The sequence below is a fragment of the Methylosarcina fibrata AML-C10 genome (assembly GCF_000372865.1).
GTDB classification, from domain to species: Bacteria; Pseudomonadota; Gammaproteobacteria; order Methylococcales; family Methylomonadaceae; genus Methylosarcina; species Methylosarcina fibrata.
This window is the reverse complement of the sequence record NZ_KB889965.1, coordinates 2,018,875-2,039,036: the sequence shown is the minus strand read 5'-3', so window position 1 is coordinate 2,039,036 and position 20,162 is coordinate 2,018,875. Positions and strand designations below refer to the sequence as shown.

The 20,162-nt window shown below is 57.8% G+C and carries 22 protein-coding genes; 17 read left to right on the top strand and 5 right to left on the bottom strand.

The window, feature by feature from the left end; all coding sequences use genetic code 11:
• The 4 genes from biuH (at nucleotide 1) to A3OW_RS0109705 (ending at nucleotide 3,478) form a co-directional block, all read left to right on the top strand.
• Nucleotides 1-681, top strand: a complete 681-nt coding sequence (gene biuH, locus A3OW_RS0109725; protein ID WP_020563252.1) for a biuret amidohydrolase — start codon at nucleotides 1-3, stop codon at nucleotides 679-681.
• Nucleotides 678-2,237: an ABC transporter ATP-binding protein gene (locus A3OW_RS0109720; protein WP_020563251.1), complete on the top strand. Its 1,560-nt coding sequence runs from the start codon at nucleotides 678-680 to the stop codon at nucleotides 2,235-2,237. The genes biuH and A3OW_RS0109720 overlap by 4 nt, the downstream gene beginning before the upstream one ends.
• A 267-nt stretch (nucleotides 2,238-2,504) precedes the next feature.
• Nucleotides 2,505-2,915, top strand: coding sequence for an allophanate hydrolase-related protein (locus A3OW_RS0109715; RefSeq protein ID WP_020563250.1), 411 nt, complete (start codon nucleotides 2,505-2,507; stop codon nucleotides 2,913-2,915).
• A 194-nt stretch (nucleotides 2,916-3,109) separates the two neighbouring features.
• Nucleotides 3,110-3,478, top strand: coding sequence for a dimethylsulfonioproprionate lyase family protein (locus A3OW_RS0109705; protein WP_020563248.1), 369 nt, complete (start codon nucleotides 3,110-3,112; stop codon nucleotides 3,476-3,478).
• A gap of 47 nt (nucleotides 3,479-3,525) precedes the next feature.
• Here A3OW_RS0109705 and A3OW_RS24630 read toward each other — a convergent pair whose 3' ends face one another.
• Nucleotides 3,526-4,230: a GntR family transcriptional regulator gene (locus tag A3OW_RS24630; protein ID WP_020563247.1), complete on the bottom strand. Its 705-nt coding sequence runs from the start codon at nucleotides 4,228-4,230 to the stop codon at nucleotides 3,526-3,528.
• Nucleotides 4,231-4,690: 460 nt separating this feature from the next.
• Between A3OW_RS24630 and A3OW_RS0109695 the strand changes: the two genes are divergently transcribed.
• Both A3OW_RS0109695 and A3OW_RS0109690 read left to right on the top strand, forming a co-directional pair.
• Entirely contained in the window at nucleotides 4,691-5,362 is a 672-nt protein-coding gene (locus A3OW_RS0109695; protein ID WP_020563246.1) for a cysteine hydrolase family protein, read from the top strand.
• Between the two features lie 170 nt (nucleotides 5,363-5,532).
• Nucleotides 5,533-7,134, top strand: a complete 1,602-nt coding sequence (locus tag A3OW_RS0109690; protein ID WP_020563245.1) for a xanthine/uracil/vitamin C permease — start codon at nucleotides 5,533-5,535, stop codon at nucleotides 7,132-7,134.
• Here A3OW_RS0109690 and A3OW_RS0109685 read toward each other — a convergent pair.
• The 3 genes from A3OW_RS0109685 to A3OW_RS0109675 form a co-directional block, all read right to left on the bottom strand.
• Nucleotides 7,131-7,466 carry a hypothetical protein gene (locus A3OW_RS0109685; protein ID WP_198291306.1) on the bottom strand — a complete coding sequence of 112 codons (336 nt, stop codon included), beginning with the start codon at nucleotides 7,464-7,466 and terminating at the stop codon, nucleotides 7,131-7,133. The two genes, A3OW_RS0109690 and A3OW_RS0109685, sit on opposite strands and share 4 nt — an antisense overlap.
• Before the next feature lie 63 nt (nucleotides 7,467-7,529).
• Nucleotides 7,530-8,348, bottom strand: a complete 819-nt coding sequence (locus A3OW_RS0109680) for a class I SAM-dependent methyltransferase (protein WP_020563243.1) — start codon at nucleotides 8,346-8,348, stop codon at nucleotides 7,530-7,532.
• A 249-nt stretch (nucleotides 8,349-8,597) separates the two neighbouring features.
• Nucleotides 8,598-8,981, bottom strand: a complete 384-nt coding sequence (locus A3OW_RS0109675; protein WP_020563242.1) for a pyridoxamine 5'-phosphate oxidase family protein — start codon at nucleotides 8,979-8,981, stop codon at nucleotides 8,598-8,600.
• Nucleotides 8,982-9,330: 349 nt separating this feature from the next.
• Between A3OW_RS0109675 and A3OW_RS0109665 the strand changes: the two genes are divergently transcribed.
• On the top strand, nucleotides 9,331-9,774 hold the full coding sequence (locus A3OW_RS0109665) for a CopD family protein (protein ID WP_020563240.1): 444 nt from the start codon (nucleotides 9,331-9,333) through the stop codon (nucleotides 9,772-9,774).
• A gap of 18 nt (nucleotides 9,775-9,792) precedes the next feature.
• A complete protein-coding gene (locus tag A3OW_RS27075) occupies nucleotides 9,793-9,999 on the top strand; it encodes a DUF3565 domain-containing protein (RefSeq protein ID WP_083918186.1) in 207 nt (68 codons plus the stop codon).
• A gap of 341 nt (nucleotides 10,000-10,340) precedes the next feature.
• Here the strand turns inward: A3OW_RS27075 and A3OW_RS0109655 are convergent, their stop codons facing one another.
• Nucleotides 10,341-11,141: a hypothetical protein gene (locus A3OW_RS0109655; RefSeq protein ID WP_026223461.1), complete on the bottom strand. Its 801-nt coding sequence runs from the start codon at nucleotides 11,139-11,141 to the stop codon at nucleotides 10,341-10,343.
• Between the two features lie 178 nt (nucleotides 11,142-11,319).
• On the opposite strand from A3OW_RS0109655, the gene A3OW_RS0109650 reads away from it, so the two are divergent.
• The 9 genes from A3OW_RS0109650 (at nucleotide 11,320) to ureA (ending at nucleotide 20,160) form a co-directional block, all read left to right on the top strand.
• Nucleotides 11,320-12,600 (top strand): hypothetical protein, encoded by a 1,281-nt coding sequence (locus A3OW_RS0109650; protein ID WP_020563237.1) that lies wholly within the window; start codon nucleotides 11,320-11,322, stop codon nucleotides 12,598-12,600.
• A 33-nt stretch (nucleotides 12,601-12,633) separates the two neighbouring features.
• Nucleotides 12,634-13,941 carry an urea ABC transporter substrate-binding protein gene (urtA, locus tag A3OW_RS0109645; RefSeq protein WP_020563236.1) on the top strand — a complete coding sequence of 436 codons (1,308 nt, stop codon included), beginning with the start codon at nucleotides 12,634-12,636 and terminating at the stop codon, nucleotides 13,939-13,941.
• Nucleotides 13,942-14,033: 92 nt separating this feature from the next.
• The gene (gene urtB / locus A3OW_RS0109640; RefSeq protein ID WP_020563235.1) at nucleotides 14,034-15,680 is read left to right on the top strand and encodes an urea ABC transporter permease subunit UrtB; all 1,647 of its coding nucleotides are present in this window, start codon (nucleotides 14,034-14,036) and stop codon (nucleotides 15,678-15,680) included.
• A 3-nt stretch (nucleotides 15,681-15,683) separates the two neighbouring features.
• Nucleotides 15,684-16,772 (top strand): urea ABC transporter permease subunit UrtC, encoded by a 1,089-nt coding sequence (gene urtC, locus A3OW_RS0109635; protein ID WP_020563234.1) that lies wholly within the window; start codon nucleotides 15,684-15,686, stop codon nucleotides 16,770-16,772.
• Complete coding sequence (gene urtD, locus A3OW_RS0109630) at nucleotides 16,769-17,590, top strand: urea ABC transporter ATP-binding protein UrtD (protein ID WP_020563233.1); 822 nt, start codon at nucleotides 16,769-16,771, stop codon at nucleotides 17,588-17,590. Before urtC ends, urtD begins: the two co-directional genes overlap by 4 nt.
• Entirely contained in the window at nucleotides 17,590-18,372 is a 783-nt protein-coding gene (locus A3OW_RS0109625) for an ABC transporter ATP-binding protein (RefSeq protein ID WP_020563232.1), read from the top strand. The genes urtD and A3OW_RS0109625 overlap by 1 nt, the downstream gene beginning before the upstream one ends.
• Before the next feature lie 17 nt (nucleotides 18,373-18,389).
• Nucleotides 18,390-18,974 carry a HupE/UreJ family protein gene (locus tag A3OW_RS0109620; protein ID WP_026223459.1) on the top strand — a complete coding sequence of 195 codons (585 nt, stop codon included), beginning with the start codon at nucleotides 18,390-18,392 and terminating at the stop codon, nucleotides 18,972-18,974.
• A gap of 4 nt (nucleotides 18,975-18,978) precedes the next feature.
• Nucleotides 18,979-19,842, top strand: coding sequence for an urease accessory protein UreD (locus A3OW_RS0109615; protein ID WP_020563230.1), 864 nt, complete (start codon nucleotides 18,979-18,981; stop codon nucleotides 19,840-19,842).
• Between the two features lie 15 nt (nucleotides 19,843-19,857).
• A complete protein-coding gene (gene ureA, locus A3OW_RS0109610; protein ID WP_020563229.1) occupies nucleotides 19,858-20,160 on the top strand; it encodes an urease subunit gamma in 303 nt (100 codons plus the stop codon).
• Nucleotides 20,161-20,162: the final 2 nt, after the last annotated feature.

Below are 20,162 nucleotides of genomic sequence, written 5' to 3'. Positions count from 1 at the left end.
ATGCCTCGATTCGTCAAGAGCGATCCTTATCCTTATCCTTACAACGGCGATTTGCGTCCGGAGAACACCTGTCTGATCGTGATCGACATGCAGACCGATTTTTGCGGGGAAGGCGGCTACGTCGATAAAATGGGCTACGACTTGTCGCTGACGCGTGCGCCGATCGAGCCGATCAGACGCGTTTTGAGCGTTTGCCGCGAGCAGGGTTTTCACGTCGTCCATACCCGCGAAGGCCATCGTCCGGATTTGTCCGATCTTCCGGACAACAAGCGCTGGCGCAGCCGGCAGATCGGAGCGGGCATCGGCGATCCCGGGCCTTGCGGGCGCATTCTGGTGCGCGGCGAGCCCGGCTGGGAAATCATCCCGGAACTGGCGCCGCTGGACGGCGAGCCCGTCGTCGACAAGCCGGGCAAAGGTTCGTTTTATGCGACCGATCTGGATCTGTTGTTGCGCCGGCGCGGCATCGACAATCTGATCCTGACCGGCATCACGACCGACGTCTGCGTACATACGACGATGCGCGATGCCAATGATCGCGGTTACGAATGCCTGCTGCTCGGGGATTGCTGCGGCGCGACCGATTACGGCAACCATCTGGCAGCCCTAAAGATGATCCGGATGCAGGGAGGCGTATTCGGCGCCGTGTCGACGTCCGATTGCCTGATCGAGGCTCTGTCGTGAACAACCTTTCGGTGCGGAGTTTGCCGGAGCCGGAAGCGGAGGCTGCACACGGCTCGCCGGCGCTCGAAGTGGTCGGTCTCGGCAAGCGTTTCGGAGCGATTCAGGCGCTCGACGAGGTGTCGTTCAAGTTGCGGCAGGGTTCGATTCATGCGCTTTTGGGCGGTAACGGCGCCGGTAAAAGCACCCTGGTCAAATGCGTCATGGGTTATTATGCCGCCGATCGGGGGACCGTGCTGATCGGCAACCGCGAATGCGAGATCCATCACACGCGCGATGCCCATCGTCATGGGCTGGGCATGGTCTATCAGCATTTTACGCTGGTGCCGGGCATGACCGTGCTCGAAAACCTGGTGTTGTCGCGGTTGCCGATTCCAAAAAGGATTCATTGGCAAAAAGAGCGGCAGCACCTCGAAGCCTTCATGACCGAAACTCCGTTCCGGATTTCTCTGGATAAAAAAGCCTCTGATTTATCCGCGGGCGAAAAGCAGAAGGTCGAGCTGTTAAAACAGCTTTTCCTGCGGCCTAAAATCTTGATTCTGGACGAACCCACGTCGGTGTTGACGCCGCAGGAAGCCGACGAAATCCTCGGCATGCTGAAGGCGCGGACCCGTTGCAACGAGCTGAGCGTTTTGATCATCACCCACAAGTTCCGGGAGGTGATCGATTTTGCCGACTCGGTGTCCGTGCTCCGGCATGGCAGGCTGGTCTATAGCGGTCCCTTGTCGGGTAAAACCCCGGCCATGCTCGGCGAGTTGATGATCGGCCGCGAACCCATTGCGAAAATGGCCGCTCGCGCCGAGGCGGGCAAAGGGCCGGTCAAGCTCGAGATCAGGAATCTGACCGCTTTCTCCGACCACGGTTCGAAGGCCGTCAGGTCCTTGAACCTTAAGCTCCATGGCGGTGAAATTCTCGGCATTGCCGGAGTATCCGGAAACGGCCAGCGGGAACTGGTGCAGGTGCTGTCCGGCCAGCGCCGGCCGGAACAGGGTGATATCCGTATCGACGGTTTGCCGTATTCGGCGGCCCGCAAAGATATGGTCCGCTTTCGTTTCCACTGTCTGCCGGAAGACCCTCTTCGCAATGCTTGCGTGCCGCGGATGAGCACGGCCGAAAATCTGGCGCTGCGTGTTTTCGACCGGCCCGGCTTCACCCGCTGGCGCTGGTTCATCGATGCGAAAGCACAACAGCGGTATGCCCGGTCCTTGATCGAGCGCTTCCGGGTGTCTCCGCCGGAACTGAACCGCCGCGTCGAAACGCTGTCCGGCGGCAATCTCCAGAGGCTGGTGCTGGCCCGTGAACTTTCCGGTCAGGTCGATCTGCTGGTGGCGGCCAATCCCTGTTTCGGCCTCGATTTCGCCGCCGCTTCCGAAGTTCGAAAGCAACTGATGGAGGCACGCAATCTGGGGGCTGCGGTCCTGTTGATCAGCGAAGATCTCGACGAACTGATGATGCTCGGCGACCGGATCGCGGTGATGTTCGAAGGCCGGTTGACGTATGAGGCGCCGGCTGCTCTGGCCAATCCGGATCTTATCGGGCTCAGGATGGCCGGTCATTGAATGGGTAATGGCAGACGGGGCTGGTCCCGAAGTACCAGGGTGGCTACGAGCAGCGCTTCCGGCTTCCTTTCCGATCGTTTTTTCCGCCGGCCTTGCCCATTTTTTGCCGATGGGGAGAAAGGGCGCCTGAATGTTTCTTAATCTGTTGGAGAAAAAGACCTTGAATAATACATTTTCTTTGCCGTCATTCGGTCCGTTTCCGTCATTATCGGCGTTGCCGCGCAGGAGCGAACCTGCCGCCCCGGCCGGACGGCACAAGGTGCGGTTATGACGGCTCTCCCGGACCGGCCGGACTCCTTCATTCTGTTCGTCAACGGTACGTTGATGCGCGGATTCGCCTTGCACGCCAACCTCGACGGGGCCAAGTTCATCGGCGAGGCCAGCACGGCGCCCTGTTACCGCCTTTTTTCGATCGACGACATACATCCCGGCATGTATGAAGTGTCCGACGGGGGCGTTTCGGTGGCGGGCGAGCTTTATGACGTGCCTTGGGAGGTCTGGCAGCGGATTGAAGCCGGCGAACCGCCGAATCTGTATCGAGGCCTTGTAAAATTGAGCGACGGAACCTGTGAATGGGGCATCCTGTTTCCGCGTGAGGCGGTATTGCCGCGCCACCGCGATATCTCCGGTTTCGCAAGCTGGCGCGCCTACCGGAACGGAAACGCCGGGCCGCGCTGAAGAGTCGTCCGTTATGAAAGAGGATGGCTGCCGCCGATCGCGGAATCTGACCGAGTCTCCTTACTTTATGCAGCCTTCCGAATTGAATTGTTTTCTTCACGCCTTTCGGGGCGAATGAATTCGCCCCGACAACCAATAGCCGCCCGGACTCATCGAGACCGTGCCGGCACCGAAACCGGTAAATTTCCCTCGCGATGGACACGATGAACCTGCCTTTCTCGAAACAGCCTTTTTCAATTCCCTCCGAAATAATACTGGATACGCCGGGAGGTTGGAGCTCTCTTCGCGAAGGCGTCCATTTCCGCCTGTTGTTCCAGGATCCCGATTCCGGCTACCGGGTCGGCCTGATCCGCTACGAACCCGGTGCTACGGTGCCTTTGCATCGGCATGCCGGCGACGAGCACCTCTATGTCCTTTCCGGTTCGCAGCAGGATGAAAGAGGCCTGTATCCGGCAGGCAGTTACATATACAATCCCGAAGGCTCGGAGCACAGCGTGTCCAGCCGGGAAGGCTGCCTGGTGCTGGCGCACTGGCTTAAACCGGTGCAGTTTCTGGACGAATGATGGGGCCGGCTAAGGCGTAATGCGGCTCTGAATCGCGCTTTATCGCATCAAGCCGATCTGGCCTCGTCCGAAAAAGAAAAGCCGCGGTTTTTGTGCATGCCGAGATTGATTAAGGTCAGCCTTTTGGTGAATTCCTCGCTTTTCCTGATGTGCTCGATCATGTCGTTTTTGGCGGTCGCCACATCCCGCTTGAGCAGCGATTGCAGAATTTTGTAATGCTCTTCGTAGGTTTTGACGATGCGTTCGTAATCGGTAAAATCCAGACGCCGGACAATGCGAATCCGATTGTTGATATCGCTCAGCATCTTGACCAGTACACGATTGCCTCCGCCTTCGGCAAGTCTGAGATGAAAGGCTTCATCCAGATCGGCGATGCGCTCGGCATCGCCCGCATCCCCGGCCGCCGCATCGTTTTCCCAGACCTCGCTCAGTTTTTTCAACGCTTCGTCCGGCATGTTGCGGCAGGCCGTTTCCAGCGACAACATTTCCAGATTGATGCGAACCTGATAGTAATCGGCGAATTCGTCGAAGTCGATGCCTCGAACGAAACAGCCCTGCTTCGGGCGAATGCTGATCAGCTCTTCGGTTTCCAGGCGCTGCAGGGCTTCCCGGATCGGCGTCCGGCTGACTTTGAACGAGTGTGCCAGTTCGGTTTCGGTCAGCCTTGAGTTCGGCTGAATCTCGAAATTCAGAATCATGTTGCGGAGTGTGAGATAGATGCTCTGAGCCGTTTCGCTTTTTGCGGTCGTCATGAGAATTTATGGCATGGTTTGGGGCGGTGAGGGCGGGCGGCTAAAAATCAGGCTGGCCGGCCGGCAATAAAGACAATTAAAGACCGGAACGCATTATGCGTCAAATGGTTTGGAAAAAGTAGTTTACCGGCAAAAAAATCGAATGCGGTATCTGTGACGCCGTTAAAAGTCCGCCTGACCGATTGCCCTGCCTTGGGCCAAGTCTGTTTTGCCGATCCGGATGGTCCGTGCTGCACAGCCGATGCGCCAAAGCAATGCAGGAAAGATCGTTTTTGCTTCATAGCGATGCAGAAACGACGGACGATGTTTCCGAAATCCAACACCCATCTCAAATTAACTTCATAATTACAATGAGTTATAAATAGCCTTCTCGCCCGAAAACAATGGCATGCGATTTGCTTTGTTGTATACATGGATGCATCCTTAGTAAATCCCGACAATTAACCGATAAAGATCCGCCATGCCAGATATTGTCATTGAGGCCGAACCCGAAGCGCTTGCCATCGATCTGGCCAGAACCGCCGTCATTATGATCGACATGCAGCGCGACTTTCTCGAGCCCGGCGGTTTCGGCGAGTCCCTGGGCAACGATGTGTCGCTGCTGGCGGCCGCCATCGAACCTTGCAAAGCTCTTTTGAACGCGGCTCGGCAACAGGGCGTGCTGGTGATTCATACCCGTGAAGGCCATCTTCCCGATCTGTCGGATGCGCACCGGGCTAAAATCGAGCGCGGCGACCCCAGTCTGCGCATCGGGCAAATGGGGCCGATGGGCCGCATCCTGATCCGCGGCGAGTCCGGTCACGACCTCATTCCGGAGCTGTATCCGCAAATCGGCGAGCCGGTCGTCGACAAGCCCGGAAAAGGCGCATTCTATGCGACCGATCTTCAGGACATTCTGCAAAAACGGGCCGTAGAAAATCTGATCGTCTGCGGAGTGACCACGGAAGTCTGCGTGCACACCACGGTCAGAGAAGCGAACGACCGGGGCTACCGTTGCCTCGTGCCGGGCGATTGCTGCGCTTCCTACATCCCGGAATTTCACGAAGCGGGCCTCAACATGATCAAGGCGCAAGGCGGGATTTTCGGATGGGTGACCGATTCAAAATCGATTCTGGCCGGATTGAATGCCTGAAACGGGACGTTTTTTATTTTTTGCACCACGCTCGGCAGGCAATCCCTTCTAAATTAAGGAATTGGGCAGGACGGACAAGTTTGTCCTGAGCCTGTCGAAGGGCTTCACGTAATTCATCTCATTTTACGAAGGTTTTTCACGATAATGACATTGGCTCAAAAGGGGGCAGTATGACGACAGTAACCAAGGTTAAACTCTGGACACCCGGCGACTGGAATGCTTTCTTCGGGTTCGGCACCAATATTCTGGTCAATCTGCTGGTGTTGACCGGGCTTTTGCGTTTTGTGCTGAAGATGCCGGACGAGATCGTATTCGGCCGAATTCTGCCGGCCACCGGATTGATGTTGTTTCTGAGCACGATGTACTATGCCCGGCTGGCCTACAAGCTGGCGCAAAAAAGCGGCAGGGACGATGTGTGCGCCTTGCCGTCGGGCATCAGCGTGCCGCACATGTTCGTGGTGGTTTTTGTGATCATGTTGCCGATTTCGCTCAGCACCGGCGATCCGGTCAAAGGTTGGGAAGCCGGCCTGACCTGGGTGTTCATACAAAGTTTCGTGCTGATGCTGGGCGGTTTCATCGCGCCCTACATTCGCAAGGTAACGCCGCGCGCCGCCTTGCTCGGCACGCTGGCCGGCGTGTCGGTTGCTTTTATTTCGCTAAGGCCCGCGCTGGAAATGTACATGACCCCGGTGCTGGGCGTGGTCTGTTTCGCCGTCATCCTGGCCGGCTGGTTCGGCGGCGTACGGTATTTCAAGGGCATGCCGGCAGGTTTGGTCGCCATTGCCGCGGGGACTGTGATCGCCTGGGCTTCTACCGCCATGGGCCTGAATTATGGCGGCATGAGCTTGAGCAACGTGGCCGCCTCTTTCGCCAACTTCGGTTTCTCGGTACCGCTTCCTGCCGTCGACCACGTCTTTTCCGGCTTTGAGTTTTTGGGCGTGATTCTGGTGACGGCGATTCCGTTCGGCATCTACGATCTGGTCGAAGCGATGGACAACGTGGAAAGCGCGGCGGCGGGCGGCGACAGCTACCCGACCACGCGTGTTTTGACCGCCGACGGCGTGGTCAGCCTGATCGGCTGCCTGATGGGCAATCCGTTCATCAACGCCGTCTACATCGGCCATCCCGGCTGGAAATCGATGGGCGGACGCATCGGCTATTCGGCCGCCACCGGATCTGCCGTGCTGGTCCTGTCCTGGCTTGGCATCATTGCGCTGATGGCGTCGCTGATCCCGGTCGTCGCCATTTCCCCGATCCTGCTGTACATCGGCATGCTGATAGGCGCGCAAGCCTTTCAGGAGACGCCGAAAACGCATGCACCGGCCGTCATTCTGGCCTTGATGCCCCATCTGGCCGCCTGGGGCAAGCTGCAGATCGACAATGCGCTGGGCGCGGCGGGAACCAGCGCCGCCGCGGTCGGGCTGGATAAACTGGGCCAGGCCGGGGTGCTTTATCACGGCCTGGAAGTTCTCGGCGGCGGCGCCATTCTGGGCGGATTGATCCTGGGTGCGATGGCTTCTTTCATCATCGAACGGGAATTGTTCAAAGCCGCCGTCTTCGCTCTGGTGGGCGCGGTATGCACGTTCATCGGATTGATTCACGGCGAAGCCATCGGCTTTGCCCAATCGCTGCCGGTGGCCTTCAGCTATCTTGCCGTGTCCGGCATTCTTCTGCTTTCGGCAAAATCCGCCAAGGCGGCCGTGACGGCGGAAGCGGACGCCGGGGAGGGCGAATGTTCTCCCATTATCGCCGGTTCGCAGGGGATTTCCTAGCACAACAGCCGGACGACCCGGCAAACTCCGTCGTACGCCATCCAGACGTCGAAGCTGTATGGATTGCCTGGAGATTCGATGCTGCCCGGCCGTGTGGACACGAACAGTACGGTTTTAGCGTCGGCGTTGAAGATCGTCTCGAACTCTGCGGCGTCGGAATTGATCGGTGCGCCGATGCTTTTGGCCAAGGACGGCGCCTGGGCGTTGGCGCCGATATCCATGCCCGGCATCGCGCAAGACGCGCTCTGCGCCAACAGCACAGTCAACCCGGCGTATTCGCCTGGGTATTCAAGCCTTGGGGGTGTTTCAGTCTCGAACCGAATGGCTTGCATCGGACAACGCGTCGGGCCTGATCCGAATTGTTTTCGCCTTCGTATTATTGTGGAGAAAAACTCCTAACTCAGCGCGAGATCCGCATTATGCTCAATCACATACATAAACCGGACCAGCGTGCCGCGTTCGGCGTGATCCTTGAACCAGCCGTTCTCGGCCATGCGCGCTTCGCACAAAAAGGCATTGCCTTCGCCGGCAAACTCGGACTGGAGCGAGCGGGAGAATTCGTAGTTCTTGATCCAGTGATTGCGGACGTTCGGAGTAAAGTCGTGTTGAATGTAGTGGAACGACAAGGCCTTTAAAGCCTGGTCCATCCGCGTATGGCCGGGCGACAGAATCGCATCGGAGTCACTCTCTTCCTTGGTCTGAAACGCTGCGATGATCATGCGGCCGCCGGGCTGCAGCCTGGCGTTGAGCTTGGCCAGGGTCTTGTTGTAATCGCCCATGAAATAGATCGAATCGATGGCCAGGATCGCATCGTAATCGCCGCCCGGCAGTTCGTCATGTATCAGGTCCACGCACTGGAAATTCAGCGCACCGGCTTTACCCTGGTTTCTGGCTTGCGCCTGGGCGATGGCGACATCCGCGTAATCGAGGCCCAGAATGCGGCAACCGGCCTTTTTGTGGAGATATTCGGTGACGTAACCGTTCGAGCAGCCGACTTCCAGCACCTTTTCGCCGGGCTTGAGCAATGAAGCCAGAAAATCCATTTCCTCGAGGTCCATCATGCCGTGCTGGCACAGGTCCCTGCCATACACGGCCTCGCAGAAGCGCGAGTGGGCCGAGCTTTCGGCGGCACGCCGAAAGTATTCGTTGTACCAGGCCTTGGAAAACATTTCCGCCTGGCCCATGTCGGCCGTGTGGTTCATCAGTTCATTCATACTCTGTTCCATGCCTGCCTTACCTCGCTGGTAGCTACATTTTTTAATCAATATGGTCATTATAAGCAATGGGCATAATAATTAAAATGCATGGACGATATTGAATTTAGTATAAAGGCTTGCGCTCCGCTCTCCAGGCGCTTGGAAATAGGCCGGGATGAGTTGGCTGTAGCCTTTTTCAAGCACCGGTTTGGCGGTATCTTGCATGAATGCCAGGCTGTATTTGGGGCGATGGGGCTTTGTCTTACTTCAACCAAGCAAGGGGATGCAGTCCGAACCGCACCCGAGCTCTGACGAGACTTGCGATACGCCGGGCCGATGCAGCACGCCGCGCGTGGGCGTGATATAAATTCGCGCATCGGAACCGCTGCCGGTCACGGTCCCATTGCCGTCGACAATGAGGCTGTAGCCGCCGGCCTCGACCGGCGGCCACAGCAGGCTGAGCAATGGATGCGCGGCGGTATTGGCGGTACTGCGCGCCCCGGTGCTCAATACAATGCGGTCTCCCTGCCATTCGATAGACACGGCCACCGCATGGGGCCGGCCGTCGTCGCCCTGGGTCAATAGATATGGGTTGGCGCCGAAACGCGCGCTTTCCGCACGCAGGCGATCGATGGGATGCGTCTTGCTCATATGGGTACCTCGAATCGTTTAATTTGAATGTCTGAAATGCTCTTCGTGTTATCAATGCTTAAGAGCCCGCTTTCTATGATAAAGCCAGTCTTGGAAAATGCCCGAACAGCGCCGGCGAGTTTCTGTTGCGCATTTTGAGCGGAGCCGCGCATGGCGTGCATCCGGTATGGATAATATCATCAAACCGACTTCCGGCTACCGCTTGGGGAGCCTCACCGTTCCGGGCGCATAGACCGGTATTGACGCGTTTCGCACGGAGAATGGCGAGGAGTTCAAGCGCCATTCTTGACAAACGGACAGGAAAAAACGTACGTTAGGTCGGTCTGAACAATATTTTTAGGTCGCACTTATGTACAGCTACGTACTCTTAGCCCACGTTCTGGCTGCAACGGTATGGACTGGCGGGCACTTGGTGCTGGCCTTCACAGTTCTTCCTCGCGCGTTGGCGGCGCAAGATCCAAAGATATTGCTCGATTTCGAATCGGAATTCGAACGCATCGGTATGCCGGCTTTGCTCGTTCAAGTGGTTTCGGGTCTTTGGATGGCTCATCTGTTAGTGCCCGATTTCTCCGCCTGGATTACCGCGAGCACTCCGCAGGGCAAGCTTGTCGCGCTTAAGCTCGCCTTGTTGATCGTCACCGTCCTCACCGCGCTGGACGCCCGGTTTCGCGTCATTCCCAATCTCAGCGCATCAACCCTCCCCGCGATGGCGCACAGAATCGTTCTCGTCACCATGGCCTCAGTAGGGTTCGTCCTTGTTGGGGTTTCATTTCGAGGAGTCCTGCTGGCATGACTCCTACCCAAGGTGCTTATGGAACGTAGCATTGTCGGTTTTCACCAAGACGAAGAAAATCACTGGGTGGCCGAGCTCGAGTGTGGACATTTTCAGCATATGCGCCACGATCCGCCTTGGGTTAATCGCCCTTGGGTCGTTACGCTCGAAGGTCGTGCGTCAGTGATTGGCAATAAGCTTCAGTGCAAGAAATGTGATGCTGGAGAGCCACCGGATCACCGATAACCGTCATGCTTGGGCTGGCCGTTTACAAATGCCAAAGGCCATTTTGGCGTCACCAGACGGATTGACGGCGGCCAGGACAGGTCGACGCCGCGGGTGTTCGTCATGTCGATCTGCATAGGAAATCGGTAGCCGCTATCATCGACCCAAAGCACACCGGTTAAAAGAAAACCGGCGGTGAGGCCATCGCGTATGTGGGGTAGGTTGGGGTAAGCGTGCGAACCCCAATGCCATCCGTCTTCGGGAGTTCAAAATCGTGCGTGGAGGCGGGGGAGTGGAGCGTGTTGGGGTTCCTGTCGTCACCCCAATCTACGCTCTAAGTTTCCGCAAAGCTCCAACTCTGCCTACATCCGCTCATACCCGAACTTCAAAATAACCGGCGTACCCTGGTTTTGAATGATCACCTTCTTGCGCGGCTCTTCCGTGGTTTGGGGGTTGCCCTTGGCGTTCTCGCCGGTTTTGTTGGAGGCCGGCTCAGGTTCGTTCTGAACCTCGATGCGAACGGCCGGCATCCAGCGCGGTTTCTTGACGGAACCGCCGGCAGCGGCGGCGGGGGCGTCCGGGGAGCTTGATTGATCCAGTTCCAGATCGTCCAGCAGATTGTAGCAAGCGCTGCTGATGTGGTCGATCAAGGACTGGACCAGTTGTTCCCGTGCTTCCGGTTTCCCGACCAGGCGCTTGATCGGATTGGCGCTGAATTCCGTCGCCGACATCACTTGTTCATGCGGATTCTTGTTGGACGTTAAACTGCATCGAATCGTCAGTACGTCGGCTTTCTGAAACTCTTGCGCGCGCGGGTCCGAATTGCCCATATTGAACGAGAATCCGGTCGGAGTGCCTTGATGGGTGATCCGTCCGAGCTGCGCCTTCAGAGTATGGGAAAAACCTTCCTTACCGGGCCGTTGCACCGGATAGTTCCACTCGGCTAGGTTTTTGACGATTTGCGCAACCATCGAGGCTTCGGGCAGGGAAGGGCCGAACTGGTCGAGATTGTCTTCGGCGAGGATCACTTCGATGTTGCGGACGGCCGCCTTGTCGACGTGCCCGGAAAGTTCTTCCCCGGCAAGCGCCGTGCAGCCGGCCGCCAGATTGAGCGCCGTCACGAGGGCTATCCTGCGCATGCAGGTTGGTGAGTGTGTTTTCATGATAAAGCCAGCGTCTATTGCCTTTCGGCAGTTTAAAAAAGTAAGGACGACATGGCCATACGTCATTTGACTGATCAGTCAGATGACGGATTGTGCCAAATCGTCCGCCCCCGAATAATCCTCCACAGCCCATGAGGCTGCATACACATTCTATCTGACGAATAACCGGGGGTTTAACATGAACGATTCTATCGGGCGAAAGGCGAACAGGCAAACGGCTTCGGTACTGCCGGCGCTCGCGTTGGCGGTTGCCGCGGCCGGGTACGGGCCTGCCTCCCAGGCCGGGGCAACTTTTAAAATTGACGATACCAAATGGGTCAGCATCGGGGCCGGCATAAGAACCAGCTTCTCGAGTTCGGAAGATACGGCGGGAGCGACCGGCAACAAATGGTCGACCGATTTCCAGTTGAACAACCTGCGTCTTTACATGAATGCCCAGCTTCACAAATACATCAAGCTGGAATTCAACACCGAGTGTGCGAACTGCGGCGACGGCGGGGACATCCGCATTCTGGACGGCATCGTCAAATTCGAGTTCAACGATTATGCGAACCTCTGGCTGGGCCGCCAACTGGTGCCGGAAGGTCGTATCGAAATGAACGGGCCGTTCTACAGCGCCACGTTCGAGCCGTTCAAGACGCCGTTCGAGCCGTCCGATTCGACGATTCAAAGTGTACTGCCGGGGCCCGATGCGGGCACCTTCGGCCGAGACGAGGGCTTCAATTTATGGGGTGCGGCGTTTGATGGGCATCTGAAATACGTATTCGGCGTGTTCGAAGGACTGAAGCGCAGCAACGGCGGTTTGCCGACCGCCAACCGCGACAGCAACCTGCTCTATGCGACCCGTATCGCTTATAACGTTCTGAACGTCGAAAAAGCGCCCGGTTATTACACCGGAGGCACCGCTTACGGCGCCGACGGCGACGTGCTGACGATAGCCGGCTTCGCGCAATATCAGGAAGACGGCGCGGGCAGTCTGCAGCATCCCGGAAATTTTCTGTTGGCCGGCGGCGATGTCAAGTTCGAAAAGGTGTTCGGTAATGGCGGCGTATTGACCGCCAACGGCGAATACAAACATTTCGGCATCAGCAATTTCTCTCAGAACAGCGGCGATCCGGCAACGGACACCAATTACTTCCAGGCAGGCGGCTGGAACGGTCCCGCCAATTCCGCCTTCCAGGGCAATTCCGTCACCGGCAACCTGTTGTATCTGATTCCGAAAAAAGTCTGGATAGGTCAGTTCCAGCCTTACGTCATGTATACCGAAGTCATGCGCCAGAACGGACCGGACCAAAGCGAGTATGAAGGCGGCATCAATTATGTCATCGACGGGCACAACGCTCGCGTCTCGCTGCTGTGGCAGGGCGGCGACCTCTCCGGCGGAGGCGGCATCTGGAACCCCGGCGCCAACGGCACTTTCACGAACGCAATCAAGCTTGGCGTTCAGATTCAGATTTAAATCCATTTTCGTAAACGATACCAAGGAATTTCCATGTTTAAGATCATTTCAAAATTATCGGACATGCAAAAACTTTTTGTTTTTGCCGCCGCAGTGGCGGCTATGGCTTTGGCAAGCACTGCACGGGCCGAAGAGACGATCAAGGTCGGCATTCTGCATTCCTTGTCCGGCACGATGGCGATCAGCGAAACCACGCTGAAAGACACGATGCTGATGCTGGTCGACGAGCAGAACAAGAAAGGCGGCCTGCTCGGCAAAAAGCTGGAAGCGGTGGTGGTCGACCCCGCGTCGAACTGGCCGCTGTTTGCCGAAAAGGCGCGCGAGCTGCTGACCAAGGACAAGGTTGCCGCGATCTTCGGCTGCTGGACGTCGGTATCGCGCAAGTCGGTACTGCCGGTGATCGAAGAGCTGAACGGCGTTTTGTTTTATCCGGTCCAGTATGAGGGCGAGGAATCCTCGAAGAACGTGTTCTACACGGGGGCCGCGCCGAACCAGCAGGCGATTCCGGCGGTGGATTATCTGATGAACGACCTGAAAGTCAAGCGTTGGGTGCTGGCGGGGACCGACTACGTCTATCCGCGCACCACCAACAAGATTCTCGAAGCGTATCTGAAGGCGAAAGGCGTCAAGTCGAAAGACATCCTGATCAACTACACGCCGTTCGGCCATTCGGACTGGCAAAGCATCGTCGCCGACATCAAGAAGTTCGGTTCGGCCGGCAAGAAAACGGCCGTCGTCTCGACGATCAACGGCGACGCTAACGTGCCTTTCTACAAGGAGCTGGGCAATCAGGGCGTTTCCGCCGAAGACATCCCGGTCGTTGCGTTTTCGGTCGGCGAAGAAGAGCTGTCGGGCATCGACACCAAGCCGCTGGTCGGCCATCTGGCGGCCTGGAATTATTTCATGAGCGTCGACACCACCAAAAACGCCGCCTTTATCGAGCAGTGGCACAATTTCATCAAGAATCCGAAACGGGTGACCAACGATCCGATGGAGGCGCATTACATCGGCTTCAACATGTGGGTGAAGGCGGTGGAAAAGGCCGGCACCACCGACCCCGATGCGGTGCAAAAAGCCATTATCGGCGTGGAGTTTCCGAACCTGACCGGAGGCATTTCGAAGATGCTGCCGAACCACCACATCAGCAAGCCCGTGTTGATCGGCGAGATTCAGGACAACGGCCAGTTCCTGACGGTATGGCAAACCAATAAGGTGGTCGACGGCGACGCCTGGTCCGATTATCTGCCGGAAAGCAAACCGATCATTGCCGACTGGACCGCCCCGATCAGTTGCGGCAATTACAATACCAAAACCAAAAAATGTTCGGGTCAAAACTATTGATCGACAGCAACGGCCGGGGCTTCCGCAGGGAAGTCCCGGCGCCGATTGAATCACAACGGCCGTCAACGACGCGGCGATTGAGAGGAAAACTTATGAAGGCGAATGCTTGCAGGCGACTTGGAGGCGCTCTGGCCGTGCTGATTTGGCTGGCTTCGCTGTCGGCATGGGGTCAGGAGTCCGGTAAGAACGAGGCTTTTATCGCCGCTTTGAACCGTATCAGCCAGGGCTCGATGCCGGAGCGGGAACAGGCCATTGAACAATTGGCCGAGCTGGACTCCGCCCAGGGCCTTCCTGTTCTGCAAGCGCTATTGGAAGGCCGGCTCTATGCGCTCCGTGCGGACGGGCAGGTCGTAATCGTACAGGAAGAAGGGCAAGACTATCGTGTGTCGGAGGCGGCCGGAGGAAAGGCGGCCGGGACGATGGCACGCGATGCTCTGGTTAAAATTCAGGTCACCAATAAGCTCAGGTCGGGTTTGCGCAAGACGATCGGCCAGTTGCAGTTGAAATCCGGGAAGGCCGCGCTGCGTCTGGAGGCGGTCCGGGCGATGGCAAAAAATCCGGACGTCCGGTCGCTGGCCTTGCTGCAGGCGCATCGGGCCTATGAAACGGATGACGGCGTGCGACAGGAAATCGACCGGGTATTTTTATTGCAGGACATGGACAGTGCGGACAGGAAAGTCCGTCTGAAAGCCATCGCCGCGCTGAAGGATCACGACAGCATCGAGGTCGTCAACCGCTTGAAGGCGATCGTCGAAAAGGACGCCGGCGGCGGTCTTACCGAATCGGACGAAGAAATCCGTAATCGAGCGGCTCTGGCGCTTCGCGACATCGATACCCGGTTGAATCTGTATGCCGCAGCCGAAACCGTATTTTTCGGTTTGAGCCTCGGCGCGGTGCTGGTGCTGGCGGCCATCGGGCTGGCAATCACCTTCGGCGTGATGGGCGTTATCAACATGGCCCACGGCGAGCTGATGATGCTGGGGGCCTATACCACCTATGTCATGCAGCAACTCTTGCCGAATCATCTGGGACTGTCGGTCGTGCTGGCAATACCGGCCGCGTTCCTGATGGCCGCCTTGGCCGGCATTGCGATCGAGCGCGGCATCATCCGCTTTCTCTACGGCCGGCCGCTGGAAACCTTGCTGGCGACCTTCGGCGTCAGCCTGATTCTTCAGCAAAGCGTCCGCTCGGTGTTTTCGCCGCTGAACCGCAGCGTCGCCACCCCCGGCTGGATGAGCGGCTCCTGGCAGATCAACGATTTTCTGTCGCTGACCTGGAACCGCTTTTATATTCTGGTGTTCTGCCTCTTGGTGTTTTTTCTGCTATTGCAGATTCTCAAGCGTACCCGCCTGGGGCTGGAAGTCAGGGCCGTTGCGCAAAACCGCACCATGGCCAGAGCCATGGGCATACCCACCGGGCGGGTGGACGCCCTGACGTTCGGGCTCGGCTCGGGCATTGCCGGAGTGGCCGGCGTCGCCTTGAGCCAGATCACCAACGTCGGCCCCAATCTGGGCCAGGCGTACATTGTCGATTCATTCATGGTCGTGGTATTCGGCGGTGTCGGCAATCTTTTCGGAACCCTGGTCGCCGGCTTTTCGCTGGGGATCGCCAACAAGTTTCTGGAGCCGTACGCCGGGGCGGTTCTGGCGAAAATTCTGGTGCTGGTGTTTATCATTCTGTTCATCCAAAAACGTCCGCGCGGGCTCTTTCCCCAAAAAGGCCGCGCGGCGGAGGCCTAACTTATGAAACTGTTTCGCTTCGAAGGAGATAAAGTCGGCGCCGTAGTTTTCCTGATCCTGCTGGCGGTCACCATCGGGGTGCCGTTGTGCACCTGGTTGTTTCCGGCAGAGTCGCCGCTGCATTGCTCGACTTACACGGTATCGCTTCTCGGCAAATACACGACGTTTGCCTTGCTGGGCCTGGCGCTCGATCTGGTCTGGGGTTACGCCGGCATTCTCGCCCTGGGCCACGGCGCCTTTTTCGCATTGGGCGGCTATGCGATGGGCATGTATCTGATGCGCCAGATCGGCAGCCGGGGCGTCTACGGCGATCCGGTGCTGCCTGATTTCATGGTGTTCCTGAACTGGAAAGAGTTGCCCTGGTACTGGCTGGGATTCGATCATTTCGGCTTCGCCCTGCTGATGGTGTTGCTGGTGCCAGGCGCGCTGGCCTTCGTCTTCGGCTGGTTGGCGTTCCGGTCGCGGGTGACCGGCGTCTATCTGTCGATCATGACCCAGGCCCTGACTTATGCGCTGATGCTGGCGTTTTTCCGCAACGAAATGGGTTTCGGAGGCAATAACGGCCTGACCGATTTCAAGGACATCCTGGGCTTCAATGTGCAGTCCGAACCTGTTCGGGCGGCACTGCTGATGACCTCCGGCCTGGTCCTGATGACGGCTTATCTGTCTTGCCGTTGGCTGGTCAATACCAAACTGGGCCGGGTGGTGACGGCGATTCGGGACCAGGAGTCGCGCGTCCGTTTTTTGGGCTACCGCGTGGAGATGTTCAAATTGTGGATCTTCGTCTGTTCCGCGATGCTCGCCGGAATCGCCGGGGCTCTCTACGTGCCTCAGGTCGGCATTATCAATCCGGGCGAATTTTCACCGCTGAACTCGCTGGAAATCGTGGTCTGGGTTGCGATGGGCGGGAGAGGCACGGTGTACGGCGCCGTCATCGGCGCGGTCGTGGTCAATTACGCCAAAACCGTGCTTACCGGCTTGATGCCGGAGATCTGGCTGTTTACTCTCGGCGGCGTCTTCATCGTGGTGACTCTGCTGTTGCCCGAGGGACTGGTCGGCGTTCTGCATCGGTGGGAGAGGAAAAAATCATGAATGCTTGTGCAACCCTGGGCCATGCTTCCGAAGTGGCGCAACCAGGCGCCCTGGTGACGGAGAACACGGTCGATATTCGTCACGGGACGATCCTCTATCTCGAGGACGTCAGCGTCAGTTTCGACGGCTTCAAGGCGCTCAACGGACTGTCGCTGTACATCGATGCCGGTGAACTCCGCTGTCTGATCGGACCGAACGGCGCCGGAAAAACCACGCTGATGGACGTCATCACCGGTAAAACACGGCCGGATACCGGCAGCGTGTTTTTCGGCCAGACCATCGATTTGCTGCAAATGGACGAAGCGGAGATCGCTCAGGCGGGCATCTGCAGAAAATTTCAAAAACCCAGTGTTTTCGAAGCCTTGACGGTCTTCGAGAATCTGGAACTGGCGTTAAAGACGGACAAAGGCACTTGGAAAACCTTGTTTGCCCGGTTGAACGGAGAACAGAAGGACCGTATTCAAGAAGTTCTCGAAACGATCGGTCTGGCCCGTGCCTGCGAACGGAGGGCCGGCGTCCTGTCGCACGGACAAAAGCAATGGCTGGAAATCGGCATGCTGCTGATGCAGGATCCCCTGGTCATGCTGGTGGACGAGCCGGTAGCCGGGATGACCCATCAGGAAGTGGAGCGGACCGCGGAATTGCTGTTGTCGCTGCGCGGAAAACATTCGATCATCGTCGTCGAGCACGATATGGAGTTCGTCCGGTCGATCGCCGGCAAAGTGACCGTGCTGCATGAAGGCTCGGTTCTGACCGAGGGCGGTATGCAATCCGTGCAGAACGATCCTCGCGTCATCCAGGTTTATTTGGGGGGGTGATGTTAACGATAAAATCGCTGGACCAATACTACGGCGAAAGCCATACCTTGTGGAATGTCGACATGGACGTTCCGGACGGCTCCTGTGTTTGTCTTCTGGGGCGCAACGGCGTCGGTAAAACCACGCTCCTGAAAAGCATCATGGGCTTGGTGCCCATCAGAAACGGCTCGATACGGATGGACGGGACGGAGATCGGCACCGCCAGAGCGGAAGCCAGGGCCGAGCTCGGCATCGGTTACGTGCCGCAGGGCCGGGAAATTTTTCCGCTGATGACGGTGCAGGAAAATCTGGAAGTCGGTCTGCGTGCCGCAAAGAAGCATGGCGTCAGGAAAGTGCCGGAACAGGTCTTTGCCATTTTTCCGGTACTGAAACAGATGCTGAAGCGCCGGGGCGGTGATTTGTCGGGAGGACAGCAGCAGCAACTGGCGATTGCGCGCGCTCTGGTGCTGAAGCCCAGGCTGTTGATCCTGGACGAGCCGACCGAAGGCATACAACCCAACATCGTCAGCGAAATCGGCGACGTCATTTACCGTTTGTACCGGTCGAGAGGTCTGCCGGTCGCATCGGCGGACGTAACGGAACCAGTCAGAAACGAGGTTCATGACGCGATTGCGACCATCAACCACGAACTGGGCGTCACCGTACTGTTGGTGGAACAAAAATTGCCGTTCGCACGCAAGGTGGCCGACCGGTTTTTTATCATGGACCGTGGGCGCGGCGTGGCGGCCGGAGCGATGAACGAACTCAACGAAGAATTGGTAAAACACTATCTGACGGTTTAATAAACGAGGATCAAGTAATGAAAGCAAGACACACGACGATTATGATGAGCTTAATGATCGGGTTGCCGGCGCTGCCGGCCGATGCCCATACCGGTGCCGCTGTTGCGGAAGGCTATGTTAGCGGTTTGCTGCACCCCTTGTTGGGAATGGATCATCTGTTGGTGATGCTGGGCGTCGGCATGTGGAGCGGGCTGACCGGAGGCAAGGCCCGCTGGCTGCTGCCGGCCCTGTTCCTGACGATGATGGCGGCAGGCGCCGGGTTGAGTTTTGCCGGTTTGCCGATGCAGGCGGCGGAAAAAGGCGTGGCCCTGTCCGTGCTGGCGCTGGGCGTGATGCTCAGCGGGCAGAAACACATCCACAGAGTTCTGTTTGTGTCCTGCATGGGCGTATTCGCTCTGCTGCACGGTTTCGTCCATGCCGAAGAAATCGAGGCCGGTGTGGAAGCTCCGCTTTACGCAGCGGGCTTTCTGACCGGCACGGCGTCGCTGCTCGGATTGGGCGTTGTCGCGGTGCGCCTGTTTCCGGCGATGGCCGGGATACCGCAAAAACTGTACAGCCTGATTTGCATCGTGGCCGGCATGGCCTTGCTGGCCGGAGTCTGAAGACATGCTGATCGACAGCGAAGGCTACGGCGCTGCCCTCGATCCAAGCTCTCCACATCTGTCTAAGGCAGGCTGGGAAGCTGATTTGCAACTGGGCTTCAAGATGAATAACGGCAAGACCGTCTTGAGTCACCGCCGTCATCGTGGACCGTTGGTCGTGCAGCGCCCTTTTTACCCAGAGGGCGGCGTCTGTCATCTTTATTTGCTGCATCCTCCGGGCGGGGTGGTGGCCGGAGATCGGCTGCAAATCGATATCGATCTGGCCCACGGCGGATCGGCGCTGCTGACTACACCGGCAGCCGGCAAATTCTACCGGAGCAACGGAGGAATTGCTCAGCAATCGGTGTCGATCGTTCTCGGCGAGAACGCCACGCTGGAATGGCTGCCTCAGGAAACGATAGGCTACGAGGGAGCCCGGATAAGATCGGATCTGCATGTTCAGTTTACTGCCGGAGCCCGGTTTATCGGTTGGGAAATTTATGCCTTAGGAAGGCCTGCGGCCGGAGAAAGTTTCCGCACCGGCACGGCCGATCTGAGTTGGCGCATAGAGCGCGGCGGAGTTCCGTGCTATCTGGAGCGGCAGCGTCTGGATGCCGATGCCTGTGTGTCCCGGTGGGGGTTGAACGGCCGGTCGTCTTTCGGGACGCTGATCGCCTTTCCGGCTTCGTTGCAGACCCTGGAAACGGTGCGGCAACGGATCGAGGGACAGGACGACATGGGCGTTACCCGGCTTGACGACGTTTTGATCTGCCGGGGCCTCGATGCCCGGGCGGATCGGCTTCGGGAATGCTTTCAACGGATCTGGGCCGCCCTTCGGCCGGAACTGACCGGCCTGCCGGCGCATCCGCCGCGCATCTGGACCACCTGACACTAAGGAACGATCATGCAACTGACTCCCCGAGAAAAAGACAAACTGTTGCTGTTCACCGCCGGGCTTCTCGCGGAACGGCGAAAAGCCAAGGGACTCAAACTGAATTACCCGGAAGCCGTCGCTTATATCTGCTCCGCGATCCTGGAAGGAGCACGCGAGGGACGAAGCGTGGCGGAACTGATGAGTTTCGGCCGCACGCTCCTGAACCGGGAAGACGTCATGGAAGGCGTGCCTGAATTGCTGCCCGAGGTGCAGGTGGAAGCCACTTTTCCGGACGGAACCAAACTGGTCACCGTCCATAATCCGATCGAGTAAGG